The sequence below is a fragment of the Winogradskyella marincola genome (genome assembly GCF_029624125.1).
Classification (GTDB): Bacteria; Bacteroidota; Bacteroidia; order Flavobacteriales; family Flavobacteriaceae; genus Winogradskyella; species Winogradskyella marincola.
Genome location: NZ_JARSBN010000006.1, coordinates 132,440 through 148,419, shown reverse-complemented (window position 1 = coordinate 148,419; position 15,980 = coordinate 132,440). Strand labels below are relative to the sequence as shown.

Below are 15,980 nucleotides of genomic sequence, written 5' to 3'. Positions count from 1 at the left end.
CTTTTTTATTATTCATTATCTATATACATTTCTTGTTCAAAAGGTTTAAATAACCTTTTGTCATTAACAGGTTCAGGACCCGAAATAGTATTGTAATTAAATCTTCCGGAACCAGATATATCTTGCAGAGCAGCTTCTAATAAGGGTTCATTAATTTCACCTAAAACACCAAGAGTACTTGGATATTCTCTTAGTTCTATATTAGGTGTTAAACCTTCTGTAGGTACTAATTCATCATTTACGTTTACTGAATTAGCAACCAGAGGTTGCATGGCATAAAAATGTCCAGGATTTCTTCCATTGTATCCAAGGTCTGGAGAATCGTATATGGTAGTAGAAATTTGTGTTTTACCAACAGTGTTTTCGCCAATGACCACAACATCAATATACGCGCTTAGACTATTAATAACCAACTCGCTTGCCGAAGCAGTTCTTCTATTGGTTGTTAATACGTACACTTTGTTAAGGTTTAAACTATTTATAGCAGCTCCACCAGCACCAATAGAGTTGGTAAATAGGTAGTCTCTATTGTTACTCGCTAAATTTTCGTTATAAAATGCCTTAGAATATACTTGTCCTGTAAATTGCCCAGTAATCATGCTACCTAAATAAGCAGCAGTTTGTACAGATCCTCCACCATTATATCTTAAGTCTAGCACCAGCTCAGTAACTCCGTTTGAAGCAAAATCACCAAAAACATTATTAAGCGCATTATTAAAGTTAGAATTGAATTGATTATACATTAAGTATCCAACTTTGGTATTGTTATCTAATGTAATGGTCTTAGCAATATGAATAGGGTTTTCTGAATATTGTACTTTGGTTAAAGTTTCACTTTCTCCGTTTAATGTTACAATATCATCATTAACGTCTTCGGTGCCATTATTGTCATAATCGGCAAAATTTAAGGTGTACGTTTCTTGAGATAAAAGTTCAGGATAGTTAGATGCTGTTAAGTTAGTGCCATCAACAGCTCTAAATATCATATCGCGTTGTAAACCTGAATTATCGGCTTCACTATCATTTAATACCAATGTAATAGCACCAAATATATCTGTACTGCTACCTGGAACAAAATATAGATTAAATTCCAAACCATTGTTTAAGCTAACGCCTAAAAATTGATTTCGTAAATTGATATAGTTATCTGTAATAATACTAAATCGATCTATAGTTTCTGGTTGGTGTTTTAGAGATTCAAATAACGCTTCTGGAGATTCAAAATCAGCTAAGTAGTTAGAGTATTCTTCATTTGTTGCAAATCTGTCATTAGCCAAATCAGGAATTTCAGATTTGTATAGATAAACAGCGTTCATGCCTTTCCATACAAAGTCCTTTACACTAGATGATGCAACTAAGTTATCATCAAAATCTTCAGAACAGCTAGATATGATTGTTGTGACGGCTAATAAAAGCGCCAGTAATTTTAAATTTTTCATCATTTTTCTTTTTTAGATAGCTTTTTTACTTATGTCTGTAAAACTCTAAATTTACTTACATTATTATAAATAAAAAAACTTTGTAACAAAATGTAATGTGTATCGTCGTAATTATGAAAGCAAGTAAAAAAGGCTTTCAACCACCAATCAAATAAGTAATGAAGCAGGCAGATTTTGTAAGCTTAGTAATGCCATTTAAGGATAAAGTATTTCGTTTAGCCAAACGTTTATTGGTGTCGCGAGAAGAAGCAGAAGATGCTACGCAAGAAATACTATTGAAATTATGGAAGAATAAAGAGAAGATAGAAGACTATAAAAATGTTGAAGCCTTCTCTATGACAATGACAAAGAATTTTTGTTTGGACAGACTAAAATCTAAACAAGCACAGAATTTAAAAATTGTTCACAGTAATTATACAGATAACAATGCGTCATTACAAAAGCAAGTAGAAGCTAAAGATAGCTTAAACTGGGTATCTCGAATTATGGAAGATTTACCAGAGCAACAAAAAATAATTGTACAACTAAGAGATATAGAGCAGTACGATTTTGCAGAGATAGCAAAAATGCTAGATATGAATGAAACCGCAGTGCGTGTTAATCTATCTAGAGCAAGAAAAACAATAAGAGAAAAATTAACTAATACACATAGACATGGTATTAAATAATATTGAAAAGTTAATAGAAAAGTACAACAATGCAGAGACAACACTAGCTGAAGAAGCACAGCTAAGAGATTACTTTACAGGTAGCGATGTTGCACCGCATTTAGAACACTACAAACCAATGTTTGTATACTTTTCTCAGGCACAGCAAGAGCAGTACACTAAAGACGTTCCATTAAAACCTAAGAAAACAAAGATGTATCAATGGATTTCTGTCGCAGCAGTTGCAGTTCTTATGTTAGGTCTTATTATTCCTCGAATTCTCGGTCCTTCTCAAGAAGAGAGAAGAAAAAAAGAATTAGCAATGGAAACTTATAATAAGGCTATGGAAGCTTTAAGTTTAGTTTCAATAGGAATGAACGAAGGTAAAGAACAACTTAATTCATTAAGCTTAGTTTCAGAAAACTTAAATCAAGGTTTAGAAGAAGCGAGCAGACTAAGTGAGTTTTCAAAAGCAACAAACAGAATATTTAAAAACAAGTAACAAACACACAAAAATTAAAGAATTATGAAAAAATTAATTGTAATAATAGCGCTTATTATAGCACCAATGCTATCAGGAGCACAGAGCATCTTTGATAAGTATGAAGATATGAAAGAAGTAACATCAATAGTTGTTACGCAAAAAGCTTTCAGAATGTTAGCCACTATAGATCTAGATGTAGACGATCCGGAAGCTAAGGAGTTTATGGAAATGGTAAAAAAGATTACAGGTCTTAAAGTATTTACTACAGGAGATGAAAAAATATCATCAGATATGAAAAGTACTGTAGATAAGTATTTAAAATCCTCTGCTCTTGAAGAGCTAATGCGTATTAAAGATGGAGACCAAACCGTTAAGTTTTATGTTAAAGAAGGTAAAGATGAAAACCATGTAAAAGAGTTATTAATGTTTGTAACAGGACTTAAAGAACTTACAGAAGGTAAAGACATAGAGATTAATGGTAAGAAACGAGAAATAGAAACTGTTTTATTGACCTTAACAGGAGACATAGATCTAAGACAAGTGTCTAAAATTACAAACCAGATGGATATTCCTGGTGGAGACCAGTTAAAAAAGGCAGGAGAAAAACAAAATTAAAATGATACAATCAATCAAAAAATCAATAGTAATGTTGCTTTTGGTTGTGGCTTATACAAGCTGCAACCAAGGGCCAACTTTGCAAACTTACTTTGTAGATAACCAGGTAAAACCAGGTTTTTTATCTGTAGATGCACCAATTAGCCTACTTAACATAGAAGAGGTTAATCTTACAGAAGAGCAAAAAGAAGCCTACGAGTCTATAGATAAACTAAATATATTAGCCTATAGACTAGATAATAGCAATATGGCGGAATATGATGTAGAGCTTGCAAATGTAAAAACCATTCTAAAAAATCCTAAGTATGAAGAGTTAATGCGTGGTGGAAATAGTGTAGATGGTCGTTTTATGGTAATGTTTATAGGAGATGTAGATAATGTAGATGAGCTTATTCTTTTTGGTAATGCAAAGGATAAAGGCTTTGTAGTTGCCAGAGTTTTAGGTAACGATATGAATGCAGGAAAAATAATGTCTCTGCAATCTGTACTTAAGGATATGGATTTTGAAAATGCGAACCTAAAAGGTATCACCGATTTTATAAAATAAATAAACTGACAATTTATTTAGAATGTTAATTAGAATCATCCTGAAGCTTGTCTTCAGGATGATTTTTTTTAGTGTCATTTTTTAAAGCGTACCAAAAAGCCAAAACAAACATACCACCAAGAAATCCAAGCAATAGCGTTTTGATAATAAAATAATCTAATACCTCAAACATTCCAGAAGTAAATAATCCTAGTGCTGTTATAGCCACAAAAATTAGCGCTAATGTATTTCTGTTTAGAGGAAAAAAGAGTTTCATATTCCAGTATAATTGCTTGGTGATATAGCTTTTAATTCAGATTTTATAGCATCTGAAACCTCTAATGTATCAATAAATTCTGAAATGGATGTTTTAGTAATTGCTTCGTTGGTTCTTGTTAAGCCTTTTAAAGCTTCATACGGATTAGGATAACCTTCTCGACGAAGAATTGTTTGAATCGCCTCTGCAACAACAGCCCAATTGTTTTCTAGGTCTTGTTCAAATTTAGCAGCATTTAGAAGTAATTTTCCTAAACCTTTTAATGTAGATTTAAAACCGATAATTGTGTGTCCAAAAGGGACACCAACATTTCTTAATACTGTACTATCTGTAAGATCGCGCTGTAATCTAGAGATTGGTAATTTTGCAGCAAGGTGTTCAAAAATGGCATTAGCAATACCTAAGTTACCTTCACTGTTTTCAAAATCTATTGGGTTTACCTTGTGTGGCATAGCCGAACTACCAACTTCGCCTTTTTTAATTTTTTGTTTAAAGTAATCCATAGATACATACGTCCAGATATCTCTATCTAAATCTATGATAATGGTATTAATACGTTTTAAAGCATCAAACAACGCAGCCATGTGGTCGTAGTGCTCTATTTGTGTAGTTGGAAACGAGTGTTGTAAGCCTAATTTTTCTTGTACAAATGATGTTCCAAAAGCTTTCCAGTCAATATTAGGGTAAGCTACTTTATGTGCATTAAAGTTACCTGTAGCACCACCAAACTTAGCAGTACTCGGCACATCATTTAAAAGATTGAATTGTTCTTTTAATCGTACTACAAAAACATCAATTTCTTTGCCTAATCGAGTAGGAGAAGCAGGCTGTCCATGTGTTCTTGCTAGCATTGGAACAGCTTTCCACTCTTCAGCTAATTCTTCAATTTTATTAAGAAGAATATTATATTCCGGAACATAAACATCGTTCATAGCTTCCTTAATGCTTAGCGGAATAGCTGTGTTGTTAATGTCTTGAGATGTTAATCCAAAATGAATAAATTCTTTATGTTCAGATAAATCTAAAGCATCAAACTTTTCTTTTATAAAATACTCAACCGCTTTAACATCGTGGTTGGTTACTTTTTCAATTTCTTTTATAGCAGCTGCATCAACAGCAGTAAAGTTTTTGTAAATAGCTCTTAAGTCTTCAAAAACACTTGAGGAAACTGATTCTAGTTGAGGTAACGGTAGTTCGCAAAGTGCAATAAAGTATTCAATCTCTACAAGAACGCGATATTTTATTAAAGCTTCTTCAGAAAAATAATTGCCTAAAGCGTCTACTTTAGATCTGTATCTACCATCTATTGGTGAAATTGCGCTAAGTGCTGTGAGTGCCATTTAAGTTGATTTTTAAGAAGCATCAAATATAGCAAAGTTAGGTCTAAGCAGGAAGCATGAAGTAAGAAGTTTTTTTGTTGAGGGTTGTCTGTTTAATAGTTCAATTATATGGTCGTCAGTTTTTTGATGTTTAAAGGTTTTTTAGATTACGTTTTAAGAATTTACACAGTTGTTAATATCACTACTAACTACTCACTTTCTTAATCTTCTTCAAAATATGCCTTGCTCTGGCTTTAAACCCTGAACTTTGCATCTGAAAATCGCGTTCTAAAATCATAGCGAGTTCTGGATGAATCCAATCGTACTCTGTGCCAAGTAAATAAAGTGAATTCATGGAGTAGGCTTTTGGTGCAATTTTTTCGTCATTAATCATCCAGTCAAAACAGGCTTCAATAATTTTTTCTTTATGACTTTCGCTTAAATGTTGTTTTATTTTAGAATCAGATTTTCCGTAGTAAGCAGTTGTTAGATATTCGCAAATTTTAGCCATTGGTCTTACTGCAGGATCAAGATGAACACTGCTAACGTTGTTTGTAAACGTATCTAAATGCGGAATAATAGCTTCAAGGTTTTCGCCACACATAAACTCAAAGACCCAAGCTGCTCTGCACGAAATTTTATCGTCCACATCAAATAAAATTTCTAAAAGAGGTTCTAACAGTTCAGGTTGGCTTAAAACCAAATTGGCATAGTAGAGACGCTTCTCTCGCGAGTGGTTAACGTAATTTAATTCTTCGTAGAGTTGTGCCTTTGTCAATTTATTTTTTTTAAATTTCAACTTCTAAATTAATTAAAAATGAAGATTCTCAAAAAAATCTTAATACTGCTTTTGGTAGTTTTTGTAATAGCTCAGTTTTTTGGACCAGAAAAAAATGATGGAGATATCACCTCTGTTAAGCCATTTTTGCAAGCTACAAATCCACCTCAAGATGTAATGGCTGTTTTGAAAAATTCTTGTTTTGACTGCCACAGCGACCATACACGTTACCCTTGGTATAGTAAAATTACACCAATAAATTATTGGATGGCAGACCATATAGAACATGGAAAACGTGATTTTAACATGTCTAAATGGGATGATTATTCAGATAAACAAAAAGACCATAAGTTAGAAGAACTTGCAGAAGAAGTAAAAGAAGGTCATATGCCTTTGCCTAGTTATACTTGGGGACATAGTGATGCTAAACTTTCTAATGAGCAGATTGAAGCTGTTGAAAAATGGATAAAAATGGCAAGAGTTTTCTATATCTTTTCTAAAGAACCACAATAGTTATTAGTGAGTGGTTAGTAGATTGTAAATAGTATTTTTGCATTATGAAAAATTTGCTAATCATTGGGTTTGTTTGGCCAGAGCCTAAAAGTTCTGCTGCAGGTAGCAGAATGTTGCAGCTCATAGAACAATTTCTATATCAGGATTTTGAAATTACTTTTGCTTGTGCAGCCAAAACATCTGCTAATACCTACGATTTATCTCAACTAGGTGTAAAAACACAAACCATACTGTTGAATGATTCGTCTTTTGATGATTTTATAAACCAACTACAACCAAATGTAGTGCTTTTTGATCGTTTTATGGTAGAGGAGCAATACGGTTGGCGAGTGGCAGAGCAGTGCCCAAATGCTTTACGTATTTTAGATACCGAAGATTTTCATGGCTTACGAAAGGCTAGGGAACACGCTTTAAAAGCAGGTGTAGAGGTAACGATTGAACACTTACAAAACGATACCACCAAACGTGAAATTGCAAGTATTTACCGTTGCGATGTAAGTTTAATAATTTCAGAAGCAGAAATGGTGATCTTAACCCAACAATTTAAGATAGACGAAAGCTTACTCTATTATCTACCTTTTTTATTAGAGCCAATAGAGGAAGAAAAGATAAGTAGTTTGCCAACTTTTGAAGAGCGACAGCATTTTATAGCCATTGGTAACTTTTTGCATCCACCAAACTATGATGCTGTATTGTATCTAAAACAAGTTATTTGGCCTTTAATACGCAAGCAACTTCCCAAAGCAGAACTGCATATTTATGGTGCTTACAAATCTCAAAAAGTAATACAACTGCATAAAGAAAAGGACGGTTTTTTAATAAAAGGATTTGCTGATGATGTGAATGATGTAATGCAACAATCTAGAGTTTGTTTGGCACCATTACGTTTTGGTGCAGGGTTAAAAGGCAAACTAGTAGACGCTATGCAAAATGGCACACCTTGTGTTATGTCTGTTATAGCAGCCGAAGGTATGTTTGGTGGTTTGTGGTCACTGAACGAAGTCGAAGTGAACGGTTTTGTAGAAAACCATCCAGAAGCTTTTGCCCAAAAGGCAGTAGAACTCTATACAAATACAGGAGTTTGGAAAGACAAACAGAACAACGGTTTTAAAGTTTTAAATCTGCGTTTTGATAAAGCTAATTTTAAAGATGAGTTTGCACAAAAAATGGAAGCCCTAAGTATAGGTTTAGAAAAACATCGTCAAAACAATTTTATTGGTCATATACTACAACATCAGACTTTGCAAAGTACTAAGTATTTGAGTAAATGGATTGAGGAGAAGAATAGGTGAGGTTTTGTTATTTGTTTTGGCTATGGTTTCGTTGCGTGAAAATCAGTAGGATTCTTTACTTCATAGTCGCAATTAATTAAACATGTTGTTAGCGGTAGTTTTTATTATTTCGTATTCTGTATGTTCTTATCATATTTTCCAATTCTCTATGAGTTACATTCAGTGGGTCAATTGCTATTTTTTCAAACTCACCCTCATCGTAAAAATAAGTCAGGTAGGATTTTGCTGATTTTCCGTAACCTTCTTGCACAACTTCCTCACTTTCTATACATAACCAGTTTTTAAATTCAACATTTTTAGTTTTGATTCCTTTCGAATCTAATATTATTTGTGGTTTGTTATTAAATGCTTTTTGGGATTCTTTTATTGTATTATAAAGTCCAATTCCAGCCATAACTGCACCTAAAACATATTGCTTGATTTCTCCTTTAGTGAAAAAATAAATTCCAACTCCGATTATTAAAATTGAAATTCCAAGTTCGAAATAGTTGTATGCTTTGGAATAGTAAATTTCTATTTTAGGAGGAAGAGAATAATCTTCTCTATACTCAACTTCTTGCTCAAATTTTCTTTCAAGTTCTTTGAGTTTTCTTTTATCCTCAGTGTTTCTGATTTCGGTTTTTTCCAAAATATTTCTGTCATTCCAAATCAACTTTTCTTGGATGGCTCTTTTTTTTAATTCGTGAACGTTTCTTACATTCTCAAATGCCCAAATTCTCCATTTGGTAATCATAAAACTCCAAATTAACCAAGCTAAAACAAATCCAAGTAAGAATGCTAATCCAATTCCCCAACCAGGTATTAAGTTCTGTTTTGATAAGTATAGAGCTAAAGCTGGGCAACCAATGAATGCTATAAATACTGGAATATTCACAATTAAATGTCCTCTTTTTATAGCTTTATCGACTGTTATTTGTTCTCTCATTCGGATTTGGGTTCAAATTATCGCTAACGTTCAGGATATGAATCCGTTTCAATGATTTATACCTACCGGTAACGAAGTTCGACGAAAAATTTCAGAAAATCAAGAGTAATAGCTTATTAAAGATAAGAAAAGAGGTGATTTAAGAGTTTTTGGGATTAAATACTTTTTTGTAGTTCAGTAAATTTCTGTAAAACATAAATACGAAACTAAGAGTCCAGAGGTAATATCCTAAGCCATAACCTGTGATTTTTCTATAAATATTGTTCGTTCCTGTGGTGATTTTGTCAATAAACAAAAAGGAGATGCCAAGTATAAGTGCTAAAAGACTAAAATATATGGATATCTTTTTATGTCTATATGCCCAAGAAAGTATAATACAAAGGTTTGCTATCCATGATATACCTGTGTCAAAAACCACATAGAACCCGAAAATTAAAGCTAGATACCCTACACAGGTATTATTTTTATCAGTAAAGAAAGCATTTTGAGTTAATGAAATAACAAATAGAATGACACTACAGTAATAAAAGATATTTGAGTTTGTTCTTTTCATTAGATGTTTTGTTTTTCAATAAAATGCTTGTTATCAGTCTATGAAACTTTATGCTCAGAATTACTTAAAATTAAGAGTAATGCGAAATTCGTTTAAACTAACCACAAATTCAAGTTTCTGTTAAAATAGTTGCGTAAAATCTAAATGTAAAATATATTTGTCATATAGTAAAAATAATTTTACTAATTATAAAATATATTTGTCAATTATGAATACAGAAAAACTAATCGATTGCGAGCGCAGTCATCTTTTAAAAATTACAAAGTTTAGGTTGCCACATCAGTTTATAGTAGTTGGTGTAGTTGTGGCTGCAATATCTATAATTATGATGTTTGTTAGAGCATCAGTTATGGACGGAGATACAGAATGGTTAAAGTTATTGCTTCAAAAAACATTACTTATTGGTATGTTGTTAATGTCGGTCTCAAAAGATAAAATAGAAGATGAAATGACCGTTAGTTTAAGAGCACAATCTTATACTGTTGCATTTATTGTTGGTGTGGTCTATGCATTAGTAATGCCTTATGTAGAATTTGGTGTATCTAACGTAGTGCATTCCGGTGGCGAGGTTTATAAAGACTTGGGTGATTTTCAGGTATTGTTATTTATGCTTATGATTCAGTTAATGTTTTACCACACTCTAAAACGCTACAGATAATGGAAAATACAATAAAGGTAGAACGTGCTATTCTTAATATAACGCAAAATGATTTAGCAGAAAAAATAGGAGTATCTCGCCAAACCATAAACTCTATTGAAGCTAATCGCTATGTGCCATCTACAGTATTGGCTCTAAAATTATCAGAGGTGTTTGGTAAACCTGTTAATTCATTTTTTAAATTAAGTGATTCTGATTATGAATAGAATTTAAAATATATTTAATTTAAATATCAATACATTTGTATTTGTCAATGTATTTATATGATATGAATTTAAGTCAGGTTGAAAAAATATCTAAAGCATTAGGTGATAGTCATCGGTTAAAAATTTTGCAGCAGATGCAAAAAAATAAAGGTAAATTAGAATGTACCGAAGCTTGTAATTTATTGTCTTTAGCACAACCATCCGTTAGTCATCATATAAAAAAGTTAGTTGAAGCTGGATTAATACACCAGTATAAAATTGGAAGACATTACCACTATGCTTTAAATCATGAAGTTTTGGATATGTATAGAGAAGCATTAAAACAACTCTAATTTTTTTCATTAATACATTGAAATATTTCAATATATAAATAAAACGAGATGTTAAAAAAACAAACAGCATATTCCATATTAGACTTGGCTATCTTATCCAAAGGATCATCCTTGGCTCAAACGTTTAAGAATACAATAGAATTAGCACAAGAAGCCGATAAGCTTAATTATAAGCGGTATTGGTTGGCAGAGCACCATAATTCTGAAGCTATTGGTAGTAGTGCTACAACTGTATTAATTGGTAAAGTTGCCGATAATACTTCGCGCATTAGAGTTGGTTCTGGTGGAGTAATGTTACCCAACCACTCGCCATTAATAGTAGCAGAGCAATTTGGTACTTTAGGAACCTTGTATCCTAATCGTATAGATCTAGGTTTGGGTCGTGCTCCAGGAACAGACCAAGCTACAGCAAGAGCAATAAGAAGTGATTTTTTTCAGGCAGCACAATCGTTTCCAACAGAGGTAGAAAAAATTCAGAATTATTTTTCAAAATCTAATGCATCAAGCAAAGTAAGGGCTAATGTGGCAGAAGGTGTAGATGTGCCATTATACATTTTAGGATCTAGCACAGATAGTGCACATTTAGCGTCTCGTAAAGGTTTACCTTATGCTTTTGCAAGTCATTTTGCAACAACACATTTGTTTAATGCTTTGCAAATTTACAGAGACCAGTTTAAAGCTTCAGACGTTTTAGCTAAGCCTTATACTATAGCAGGAGTCAATGTTATTGTAGCAGACAGTGATGATGAGGCAGAGCAGATTTCTACATCAATGTATCGTATGATTTTTAGTTTGCTTACAGGGCAGCCAACTTATTTACAAGAACCAACAGCAATGACTTCAGAGTTACGAGCAATGGCTCAGCATCCTTCTGTACATCAAATGCTTAAATATAGTTTTATAGGAAGTAAAGCCACAGTAAAAACTAAAATAAGTGAATTTTTAAAACAAACCGAAGTTGACGAGATTATCGTTGCAACCAACATTTATTCTATTGAAGACCGTATAAAGTCTTACAAACTTTTTTCAGAAATTATGAATGAACTTAATGTTGAAAGCGTTGGAACAAAAGGAACTATAACAAATTTATAAACTCTTTTACGCCTTCAGTTGCGGTTTTAGCAATTACATTAATATTTTGATTTCTAACCACAGCAGGTTTAGGGTCTATGTAGTAAATTGGAGTATCATCACTAACATAATGCATTAAACCAGCAGCAGGATACACCTGCATACTTGTACCTATAATGAGTAAAATATCTGCAGATAAGCAGATTTCTACCGCTTTTTCTATCATTGGTACATCTTCTCCAAACCAAACAATATGAGGTCTTAGTTGGTGTCCGTTTTTACAGGTGTCGCCTAGGTTTATATCATCTGTCCAAACCTTTATATCGTTTGGGTTTCCTGTACTACGTACTTTTCTAAGTTCACCATGAAGGTGTACTACATTTGTGCTACCAGCGCGTTCATGCAAGTCGTCTACATTTTGTGTAACTATGGTTATCTTATAGTCGGTTTCTAGCGATGCTAAGGCTTTGTGTGCTTGGTTTGGTTGCACTTCCTTAAGTTGTCTGCGTCTTTGGTTGTAGAAGTCTAAAACCAGTGCTGGGTTTTCTCTAAAACCTTCTGGTGAGGCTACTTTCATAACATCATGTCCTTCCCAGAGACCATCATGGTCTCTAAAAGTTTTTACACCACTTTCGGCACTCATACCAGCTCCGGTTAATACAACAATATGTTTCATGCTTAGTGTTAGGGTTTAACTTTCCAGTTTTTATAAATTTTAGATTTTACAAAGGCTTCTAGTTCATTAGAACCATCGGCTTCTTTTTCTTCAAAAAAATTGGTTAATTCTTTTTTGTCATAGCCTTCATCAACCAGGCTTTGAGCAATTGCTAGAGTTTCTTCTAAACGATTCTGATAGGTGAGGCATATCATTTCGCCTACGTGAGCAGAAAAGCTTGCAGGATAATTTATCTTAATGTAATGATAGCTTTTCTCAGCATTTTTATAATCTTTTTGTAGTAGATAAGCATTAGCTTTCATAAGATTTAAAAAATCATCTTCTGTTTCAAACATTAGCTTATCTATGTAGATATGAACCATTTTGTAATTTTCTTTCAAGAAATAGTAGTCTATAAGTTTTAGGTACAAAGTAGGATCGTCTGGATATAACTCAGCAAATTCACCGAGAGTGTTTTCATAAATTTTATCATCGTAAGAAGAAGCTATAAGGGCTTTAATTAAAAGAAAAAACTTTTCTTTTTTTAGAGGTCCGGTAATACTATTTACCATGTTGTAGGCTTCTTTGTACTTACCGCTTTGAAGTAGTTTTTGAGCACTAATAACCTTAAACATGCTACTTACCGTGCTTTCTTTAGAGTTTAAAGTATTATTCTTTTCATCTTCTAAAGACATTATAAAAATGCGATTTAAAGTTTCAGAAAGATGTTCGCCAGATAAGTAGATATAGATGTCATTGACTTTTATGTTTTTGCCATCAGTACATACTTTGTAGTCGTGATAGTTTATGCCAGTTTCTTCAGAGTACATTCTAAAAGTAAAATAGTATGCCTTTTGTACAATGCTATATCTGTAATTAACAATGTTGTAGTAGGCACCATTTTCAACTTCATAAACAATTTTTTCGGCTAGTTTATCGCCAGCTTTACCAACACCATTTAAAAACCCTTTAACGTAAGATTTGTTGGCATCATAATCAATACCATTTATTAGTTTCTGTTTAAAAGATTTAGTGTCAAAGTATTTGTTAAAGCCATCTGTGCTTAAATCATGGAAAGAAGCTTCAATTTCTCTGGCAAGCATTGAAACTTTTTCATCATTTTCTTTAGATTCTTTGAGTAATTCACAAGAACAGATAGATTTGTCCTGAAAAGCAGTTGCAAACTGAAAAATTAACAGAAATAGAATAGAGGTAAGGTATTTTGATTTCATAGCAGTATCTTATCAATCAATAAATATAATCTTTTTATGACCGAAACAAAGCTTCTACAATATTTAGAAACCCATCTTACAGAGAATAGAAGAGAGCGTTTTAAAAAAGTATTGGCTCAGCGCACCAAGCATTTTACTGTAGCTACAGAAGATGTATATCAGTTACATAACACAAGTGCAGTAATACGCTCTTGTGATGTGTTTGGTATACAAGAAGTAAATATTGTTGAAGAGGTAAACTCTAAACGTATTGACAGAGAAATAGCCATGGGAGCGCAAAAATGGGTAGACCTTAACCGCTATCATACAACCAAGTCTTGCATTGAAGATTTAAGAGCTAAAGGATACCAGATAGTAGCAACAAGTCCGCATGCAAAGGATTGCGATCTTATAGATTTTGATATAACAAAGCCCTCTTGTTTCTTTTTTGGACGCGAAACGGAAGGATTATCTCAACAAGTAATAGATGAGGCAGATTGTTTTTTAAAAATACCTATGGTAGGTTTTACGGAGAGTTTAAATATTTCGGTTTCTGCCGCTATTATTCTTCAGCACGTTACAGCAAGATTGCGTAAATCTGATATTAACTGGCGGTTAACAGAACAGGAATATTTGGAAAAGCGTTTTGACTGGATTAAGAAAACACTGAAAGATTATGATGCCATTGTAGAACGTTACAAATCGGAACATTAATTTTTGTAATTTTAAGTACTAACTAAAAAAATAAAATTATGATGACTGCACTTTACATCGTACTAGCAATTATTGCCTTAATTGTATTACTGGCTTTAATAGCACCAAAGACCTACAACGTAAGCCGAAGCATTACTGTAAATAAGCCAGTAACAGAGGTTTTTGATTATTTAAAATATATAAAAAACCAAGATGAATGGTCTCCATGGAAAAAGAAAGATCCAGATATGAAACAAGAATTTACAGGTACAGATGCTACTGTCGGATTTGTATCTAGATGGGAAGGAAACAAAGATGTAGGAACAGGAGAACAAGAAATTATAAAGATTACAGAAAACAAATCGGTAGAAAGTCAATTGCGTTTTTACAAACCATGGGAGTCACAATCTGATGCATACCTAACCACACGTGCTGTTGGAGAAAATGCTACAGAAGTGGTTTGGGGATTTAAAGGGGTAAATAAAATGCCTTCAAACATTTTCTTTTTATTCTTTAATATGGATAAAACAGTAGGAAAGGATTTTGAAGAAGGCTTAAATGATTTAAAACGTATTTTAGAGTCTAAATAATTATGCTATGGTAGGATGGTTCGAAATTCCCGTAAATGATATGTCTCGTGCTAAAGCGTTTTATGAAGCTGTTTTTAAGGTTGAAATTCAAAAAGTGGATTTTGGAGGATTAGAAATGGGTTGGTTTCCAAATCACAATGGAGGAGAAGGAGCAACAGGAACTCTCATTAAGCAAGAGTCATATATACCTAGTCAAGAAGGTACGTTGGTTTATTTTATGTCTGATGATGTTCAAAACGAATTAGACAGAATAGAAACAGCAGGTGGTAAGATTTACCAGCCAAAAACTAAAATTTCTGACGAACACGGTTTTATGGGAGTGTTTATAGATACCGAAGGGAATAGAGTAGCGCTACACTCTAATGCTTAAGAATTTTTAAGCTTTATCTTTCTTCTTGTTTTTACGCTCTTTACTGCGTTGAATGACCTTGTATTCTTCGTAGCACTCACTTATTGCATCTAGAATTTGAAGATCGTTAGCAGTGTTTATAAAGTCTTTAGAGTAGTTACACTGGTTAACGATTTCATCTAAATCGTACTTGGTAACTTGTAGTAAAACCATGAGCATTTCTCTATCAAAACGCTTAGCTAACTGGTTTCTAATTTCGTCGTCTTCTTTAATTTTCTTTAGCTTGTGCATTTCGTTTGGCTTCTTACCAAACATATTGTAAAGAAAATCAGCAGGATTAAAAATAGCACCTAAAACTTTGGTCGCAATGTTAGGTTTTCCACCTTCGTAGGCTTTACCATACAATCCAGAAATACGATATTGGTTGTTGTTTGTTATAGGTATTTGTTTAATATCTACTTCTAAATATCCAGTAAGTTCCAAAGATTTTACAGTAACTTCTTCTAGCGCTAGAGCTAATTCGGTCATTACAATTTCAGTATTACCAAACTTTAACCAGTCGTTTGTAACTCTTACTTTAATAGATTTGTAACCTAAATAAGATAAGTGTAATGTATCGTTAACTTTTGCTTTAATTTCAAATTTACCATCATCATCAGTAGCTGTACCCACAACTTGATTAATATTTACAATATTAACTTCACTCAACGCTTCTTTAGTAGAAGAACTTGTTATGGTTCCTTTTACTGTTTCAGGTGTTTTTGTGGCAGTACTATCTTGACTATAGCTATAAACTGTAGTGAAGCATAAAAAAATAAATAGTAAGTGTCGCATAGTGTTAAATACA

Annotated in this window: 22 protein-coding genes; 13 read left to right on the top strand and 9 right to left on the bottom strand. The window is 32.9% G+C overall.

All coding sequences use genetic code 11. From position 1 onward, the window contains the following. Nucleotides 1-8 precede the first annotated feature (8 nt). On the bottom strand, nt 9-1,442 hold the full coding sequence (locus P7122_RS11980) for a GFO_1087 family putative carboxy terminal peptidase (RefSeq protein WP_278006039.1): 1,434 nt from the start codon (nt 1,440-1,442) through the stop codon (nt 9-11). 155 nt (nt 1,443-1,597) lie between these two features. On the opposite strand from P7122_RS11980, the gene P7122_RS11975 reads away from it, so the two are divergent. Genes P7122_RS11975 through P7122_RS11960 form a run of 4 tightly spaced genes read left to right on the top strand, consistent with a single transcriptional unit; the run spans nt 1,598 to nt 3,732 of the window. Next, on the top strand, nt 1,598-2,107 hold the full coding sequence (locus P7122_RS11975) for a GFO_1088 family ECF-type sigma factor (protein ID WP_278006038.1): 510 nt from the start codon (nt 1,598-1,600) through the stop codon (nt 2,105-2,107). Beyond that, nucleotides 2,094-2,588 (top strand): PG0215 family putative anti-sigma factor, encoded by a 495-nt coding sequence (locus P7122_RS11970; RefSeq protein ID WP_278006037.1) that lies wholly within the window; start codon nt 2,094-2,096, stop codon nt 2,586-2,588. The genes P7122_RS11975 and P7122_RS11970 overlap by 14 nt, the downstream gene beginning before the upstream one ends. Before the next feature lie 24 nt (nt 2,589-2,612). After that, complete coding sequence (locus P7122_RS11965; protein ID WP_278006036.1) at nt 2,613-3,185, top strand: GFO_1090 family protein; 573 nt, start codon at nt 2,613-2,615, stop codon at nt 3,183-3,185. Between the two features lies 1 nt (nt 3,186). Continuing rightward, nucleotides 3,187-3,732: a GFO_1091 family lipoprotein gene (locus P7122_RS11960; RefSeq protein WP_278006035.1), complete on the top strand. Its 546-nt coding sequence runs from the start codon at nt 3,187-3,189 to the stop codon at nt 3,730-3,732. A gap of 25 nt (nt 3,733-3,757) precedes the next feature. On the opposite strand, the gene P7122_RS11955 is transcribed toward P7122_RS11960, so the two are convergent. From P7122_RS11955 to P7122_RS11945, 3 genes are all read right to left on the bottom strand, one after another. Further along, nucleotides 3,758-3,988, bottom strand: coding sequence for a hypothetical protein (locus tag P7122_RS11955; RefSeq protein WP_278006034.1), 231 nt, complete (start codon nt 3,986-3,988; stop codon nt 3,758-3,760). Further along, nucleotides 3,985-5,328, bottom strand: coding sequence for an adenylosuccinate lyase (purB, locus tag P7122_RS11950; protein ID WP_278006033.1), 1,344 nt, complete (start codon nt 5,326-5,328; stop codon nt 3,985-3,987). Before purB ends, P7122_RS11955 begins: the two co-directional genes overlap by 4 nt. A 184-nt stretch (nt 5,329-5,512) precedes the next feature. Next, on the bottom strand, nt 5,513-6,085 hold the full coding sequence (locus P7122_RS11945) for an adenylosuccinate lyase (protein WP_278006032.1): 573 nt from the start codon (nt 6,083-6,085) through the stop codon (nt 5,513-5,515). Nucleotides 6,086-6,124: 39 nt separating this feature from the next. Here P7122_RS11945 and P7122_RS11940 point away from each other — a divergent pair, with 39 nt between their 5' ends. After that, complete coding sequence (locus P7122_RS11940) at nt 6,125-6,598, top strand: heme-binding domain-containing protein (RefSeq protein ID WP_278006031.1); 474 nt, start codon at nt 6,125-6,127, stop codon at nt 6,596-6,598. A 44-nt stretch (nt 6,599-6,642) separates the two neighbouring features. Next, nucleotides 6,643-7,890 (top strand): glycosyltransferase, encoded by a 1,248-nt coding sequence (locus P7122_RS11935; RefSeq protein ID WP_278006030.1) that lies wholly within the window; start codon nt 6,643-6,645, stop codon nt 7,888-7,890. Nucleotides 7,891-7,978: 88 nt separating this feature from the next. On the opposite strand, the gene P7122_RS11930 is transcribed toward P7122_RS11935, so the two are convergent. Continuing rightward, nucleotides 7,979-8,815: a hypothetical protein gene (locus tag P7122_RS11930; protein WP_278006029.1), complete on the bottom strand. Its 837-nt coding sequence runs from the start codon at nt 8,813-8,815 to the stop codon at nt 7,979-7,981. Nucleotides 8,816-8,954: 139 nt separating this feature from the next. Then, entirely contained in the window at nt 8,955-9,368 is a 414-nt protein-coding gene (locus P7122_RS11925; protein WP_278006028.1) for a hypothetical protein, read from the bottom strand. A 208-nt stretch (nt 9,369-9,576) separates the two neighbouring features. Here P7122_RS11925 and P7122_RS11920 point away from each other — a divergent pair, with 208 nt between their 5' ends. From P7122_RS11920 to P7122_RS11905, 4 genes are all read left to right on the top strand, one after another. After that, entirely contained in the window at nt 9,577-10,026 is a 450-nt protein-coding gene (locus tag P7122_RS11920) for a hypothetical protein (RefSeq protein ID WP_278006027.1), read from the top strand. Next, nucleotides 10,026-10,232, top strand: coding sequence for a helix-turn-helix transcriptional regulator (locus tag P7122_RS11915; RefSeq protein ID WP_278006026.1), 207 nt, complete (start codon nt 10,026-10,028; stop codon nt 10,230-10,232). Before P7122_RS11920 ends, P7122_RS11915 begins: the two co-directional genes overlap by 1 nt. A 62-nt stretch (nt 10,233-10,294) precedes the next feature. Beyond that, a complete protein-coding gene (locus P7122_RS11910) occupies nt 10,295-10,564 on the top strand; it encodes an ArsR/SmtB family transcription factor (RefSeq protein ID WP_278006025.1) in 270 nt (89 codons plus the stop codon). 48 nt (nt 10,565-10,612) lie between these two features. Beyond that, nucleotides 10,613-11,656 (top strand): LLM class flavin-dependent oxidoreductase, encoded by a 1,044-nt coding sequence (locus P7122_RS11905; RefSeq protein WP_278006024.1) that lies wholly within the window; start codon nt 10,613-10,615, stop codon nt 11,654-11,656. Here the strand turns inward: P7122_RS11905 and P7122_RS11900 are convergent. Further along, entirely contained in the window at nt 11,640-12,311 is a 672-nt protein-coding gene (locus P7122_RS11900; RefSeq protein ID WP_278006023.1) for an SIR2 family NAD-dependent protein deacylase, read from the bottom strand. The genes P7122_RS11905 and P7122_RS11900 overlap by 17 nt on opposite strands. An 8-nt stretch (nt 12,312-12,319) precedes the next feature. After that, complete coding sequence (locus P7122_RS11895) at nt 12,320-13,522, bottom strand: tetratricopeptide repeat protein (protein ID WP_278006022.1); 1,203 nt, start codon at nt 13,520-13,522, stop codon at nt 12,320-12,322. A 36-nt stretch (nt 13,523-13,558) separates the two neighbouring features. Between P7122_RS11895 and P7122_RS11890 the strand changes: the two genes are divergently transcribed. From P7122_RS11890 to P7122_RS11880, 3 genes are read left to right on the top strand one after another with little or no spacing between them, the layout of a single operon-like run. Further along, a complete protein-coding gene (locus P7122_RS11890) occupies nt 13,559-14,215 on the top strand; it encodes a TrmH family RNA methyltransferase (RefSeq protein WP_278006021.1) in 657 nt (218 codons plus the stop codon). Between the two features lie 38 nt (nt 14,216-14,253). Then, the gene (locus tag P7122_RS11885; protein WP_278006020.1) at nt 14,254-14,784 is read left to right on the top strand and encodes an SRPBCC family protein; all 531 of its coding nucleotides are present in this window, start codon (nt 14,254-14,256) and stop codon (nt 14,782-14,784) included. Between the two features lie 7 nt (nt 14,785-14,791). Beyond that, a complete protein-coding gene (locus P7122_RS11880; RefSeq protein WP_278006019.1) occupies nt 14,792-15,154 on the top strand; it encodes a VOC family protein in 363 nt (120 codons plus the stop codon). A gap of 6 nt (nt 15,155-15,160) precedes the next feature. Here the strand turns inward: P7122_RS11880 and P7122_RS11875 are convergent, their stop codons facing one another. Beyond that, nucleotides 15,161-15,967: a carboxypeptidase-like regulatory domain-containing protein gene (locus tag P7122_RS11875; RefSeq protein WP_278006018.1), complete on the bottom strand. Its 807-nt coding sequence runs from the start codon at nt 15,965-15,967 to the stop codon at nt 15,161-15,163. Between the last annotated feature and the right edge of the window lie 13 nt (nt 15,968-15,980).

Excerpts from the sequence above, each read along its gene's own strand:
- P7122_RS11895 (WP_278006022.1), bottom strand. The coding sequence starts at position 13,522 with ATGAAATCAAAATACCTTACCTCTATTCTATTTCTGTTAATTTTTCAG.
- P7122_RS11905 (WP_278006024.1), top strand. The coding sequence starts at position 10,613 with ATGTTAAAAAAACAAACAGCATATTCCATATTAGACTTGGCTATCTTA.
- P7122_RS11875 (WP_278006018.1), bottom strand. The coding sequence starts at position 15,967 with ATGCGACACTTACTATTTATTTTTTTATGCTTCACTACAGTTTATAGC.
- P7122_RS11970 (WP_278006037.1), top strand. The coding sequence starts at position 2,094 with ATGGTATTAAATAATATTGAAAAGTTAATAGAAAAGTACAACAATGCA.
- P7122_RS11890 (WP_278006021.1), top strand. The coding sequence starts at position 13,559 with ATGACCGAAACAAAGCTTCTACAATATTTAGAAACCCATCTTACAGAG.
- P7122_RS11980 (WP_278006039.1), bottom strand. The coding sequence starts at position 1,442 with ATGATGAAAAATTTAAAATTACTGGCGCTTTTATTAGCCGTCACAACA.
- P7122_RS11935 (WP_278006030.1), top strand. The coding sequence starts at position 6,643 with ATGAAAAATTTGCTAATCATTGGGTTTGTTTGGCCAGAGCCTAAAAGT.
- P7122_RS11960 (WP_278006035.1), top strand. The coding sequence starts at position 3,187 with ATGATACAATCAATCAAAAAATCAATAGTAATGTTGCTTTTGGTTGTG.
- P7122_RS11920 (WP_278006027.1), top strand. The coding sequence starts at position 9,577 with ATGAATACAGAAAAACTAATCGATTGCGAGCGCAGTCATCTTTTAAAA.
- P7122_RS11940 (WP_278006031.1), top strand. The coding sequence starts at position 6,125 with ATGAAGATTCTCAAAAAAATCTTAATACTGCTTTTGGTAGTTTTTGTA.
- P7122_RS11910 (WP_278006025.1), top strand. The coding sequence starts at position 10,295 with ATGAATTTAAGTCAGGTTGAAAAAATATCTAAAGCATTAGGTGATAGT.
- purB (WP_278006033.1), bottom strand. The coding sequence starts at position 5,328 with ATGGCACTCACAGCACTTAGCGCAATTTCACCAATAGATGGTAGATAC.
- P7122_RS11955 (WP_278006034.1), bottom strand. The coding sequence starts at position 3,988 with ATGAAACTCTTTTTTCCTCTAAACAGAAATACATTAGCGCTAATTTTT.
- P7122_RS11930 (WP_278006029.1), bottom strand. The coding sequence starts at position 8,815 with ATGAGAGAACAAATAACAGTCGATAAAGCTATAAAAAGAGGACATTTA.
- P7122_RS11915 (WP_278006026.1), top strand. The coding sequence starts at position 10,026 with ATGGAAAATACAATAAAGGTAGAACGTGCTATTCTTAATATAACGCAA.
- P7122_RS11885 (WP_278006020.1), top strand. The coding sequence starts at position 14,254 with ATGATGACTGCACTTTACATCGTACTAGCAATTATTGCCTTAATTGTA.
- P7122_RS11975 (WP_278006038.1), top strand. The coding sequence starts at position 1,598 with ATGAAGCAGGCAGATTTTGTAAGCTTAGTAATGCCATTTAAGGATAAA.
- P7122_RS11925 (WP_278006028.1), bottom strand. The coding sequence starts at position 9,368 with ATGAAAAGAACAAACTCAAATATCTTTTATTACTGTAGTGTCATTCTA.
- P7122_RS11880 (WP_278006019.1), top strand. The coding sequence starts at position 14,792 with ATGGTAGGATGGTTCGAAATTCCCGTAAATGATATGTCTCGTGCTAAA.
- P7122_RS11900 (WP_278006023.1), bottom strand. The coding sequence starts at position 12,311 with ATGAAACATATTGTTGTATTAACCGGAGCTGGTATGAGTGCCGAAAGT.
- P7122_RS11965 (WP_278006036.1), top strand. The coding sequence starts at position 2,613 with ATGAAAAAATTAATTGTAATAATAGCGCTTATTATAGCACCAATGCTA.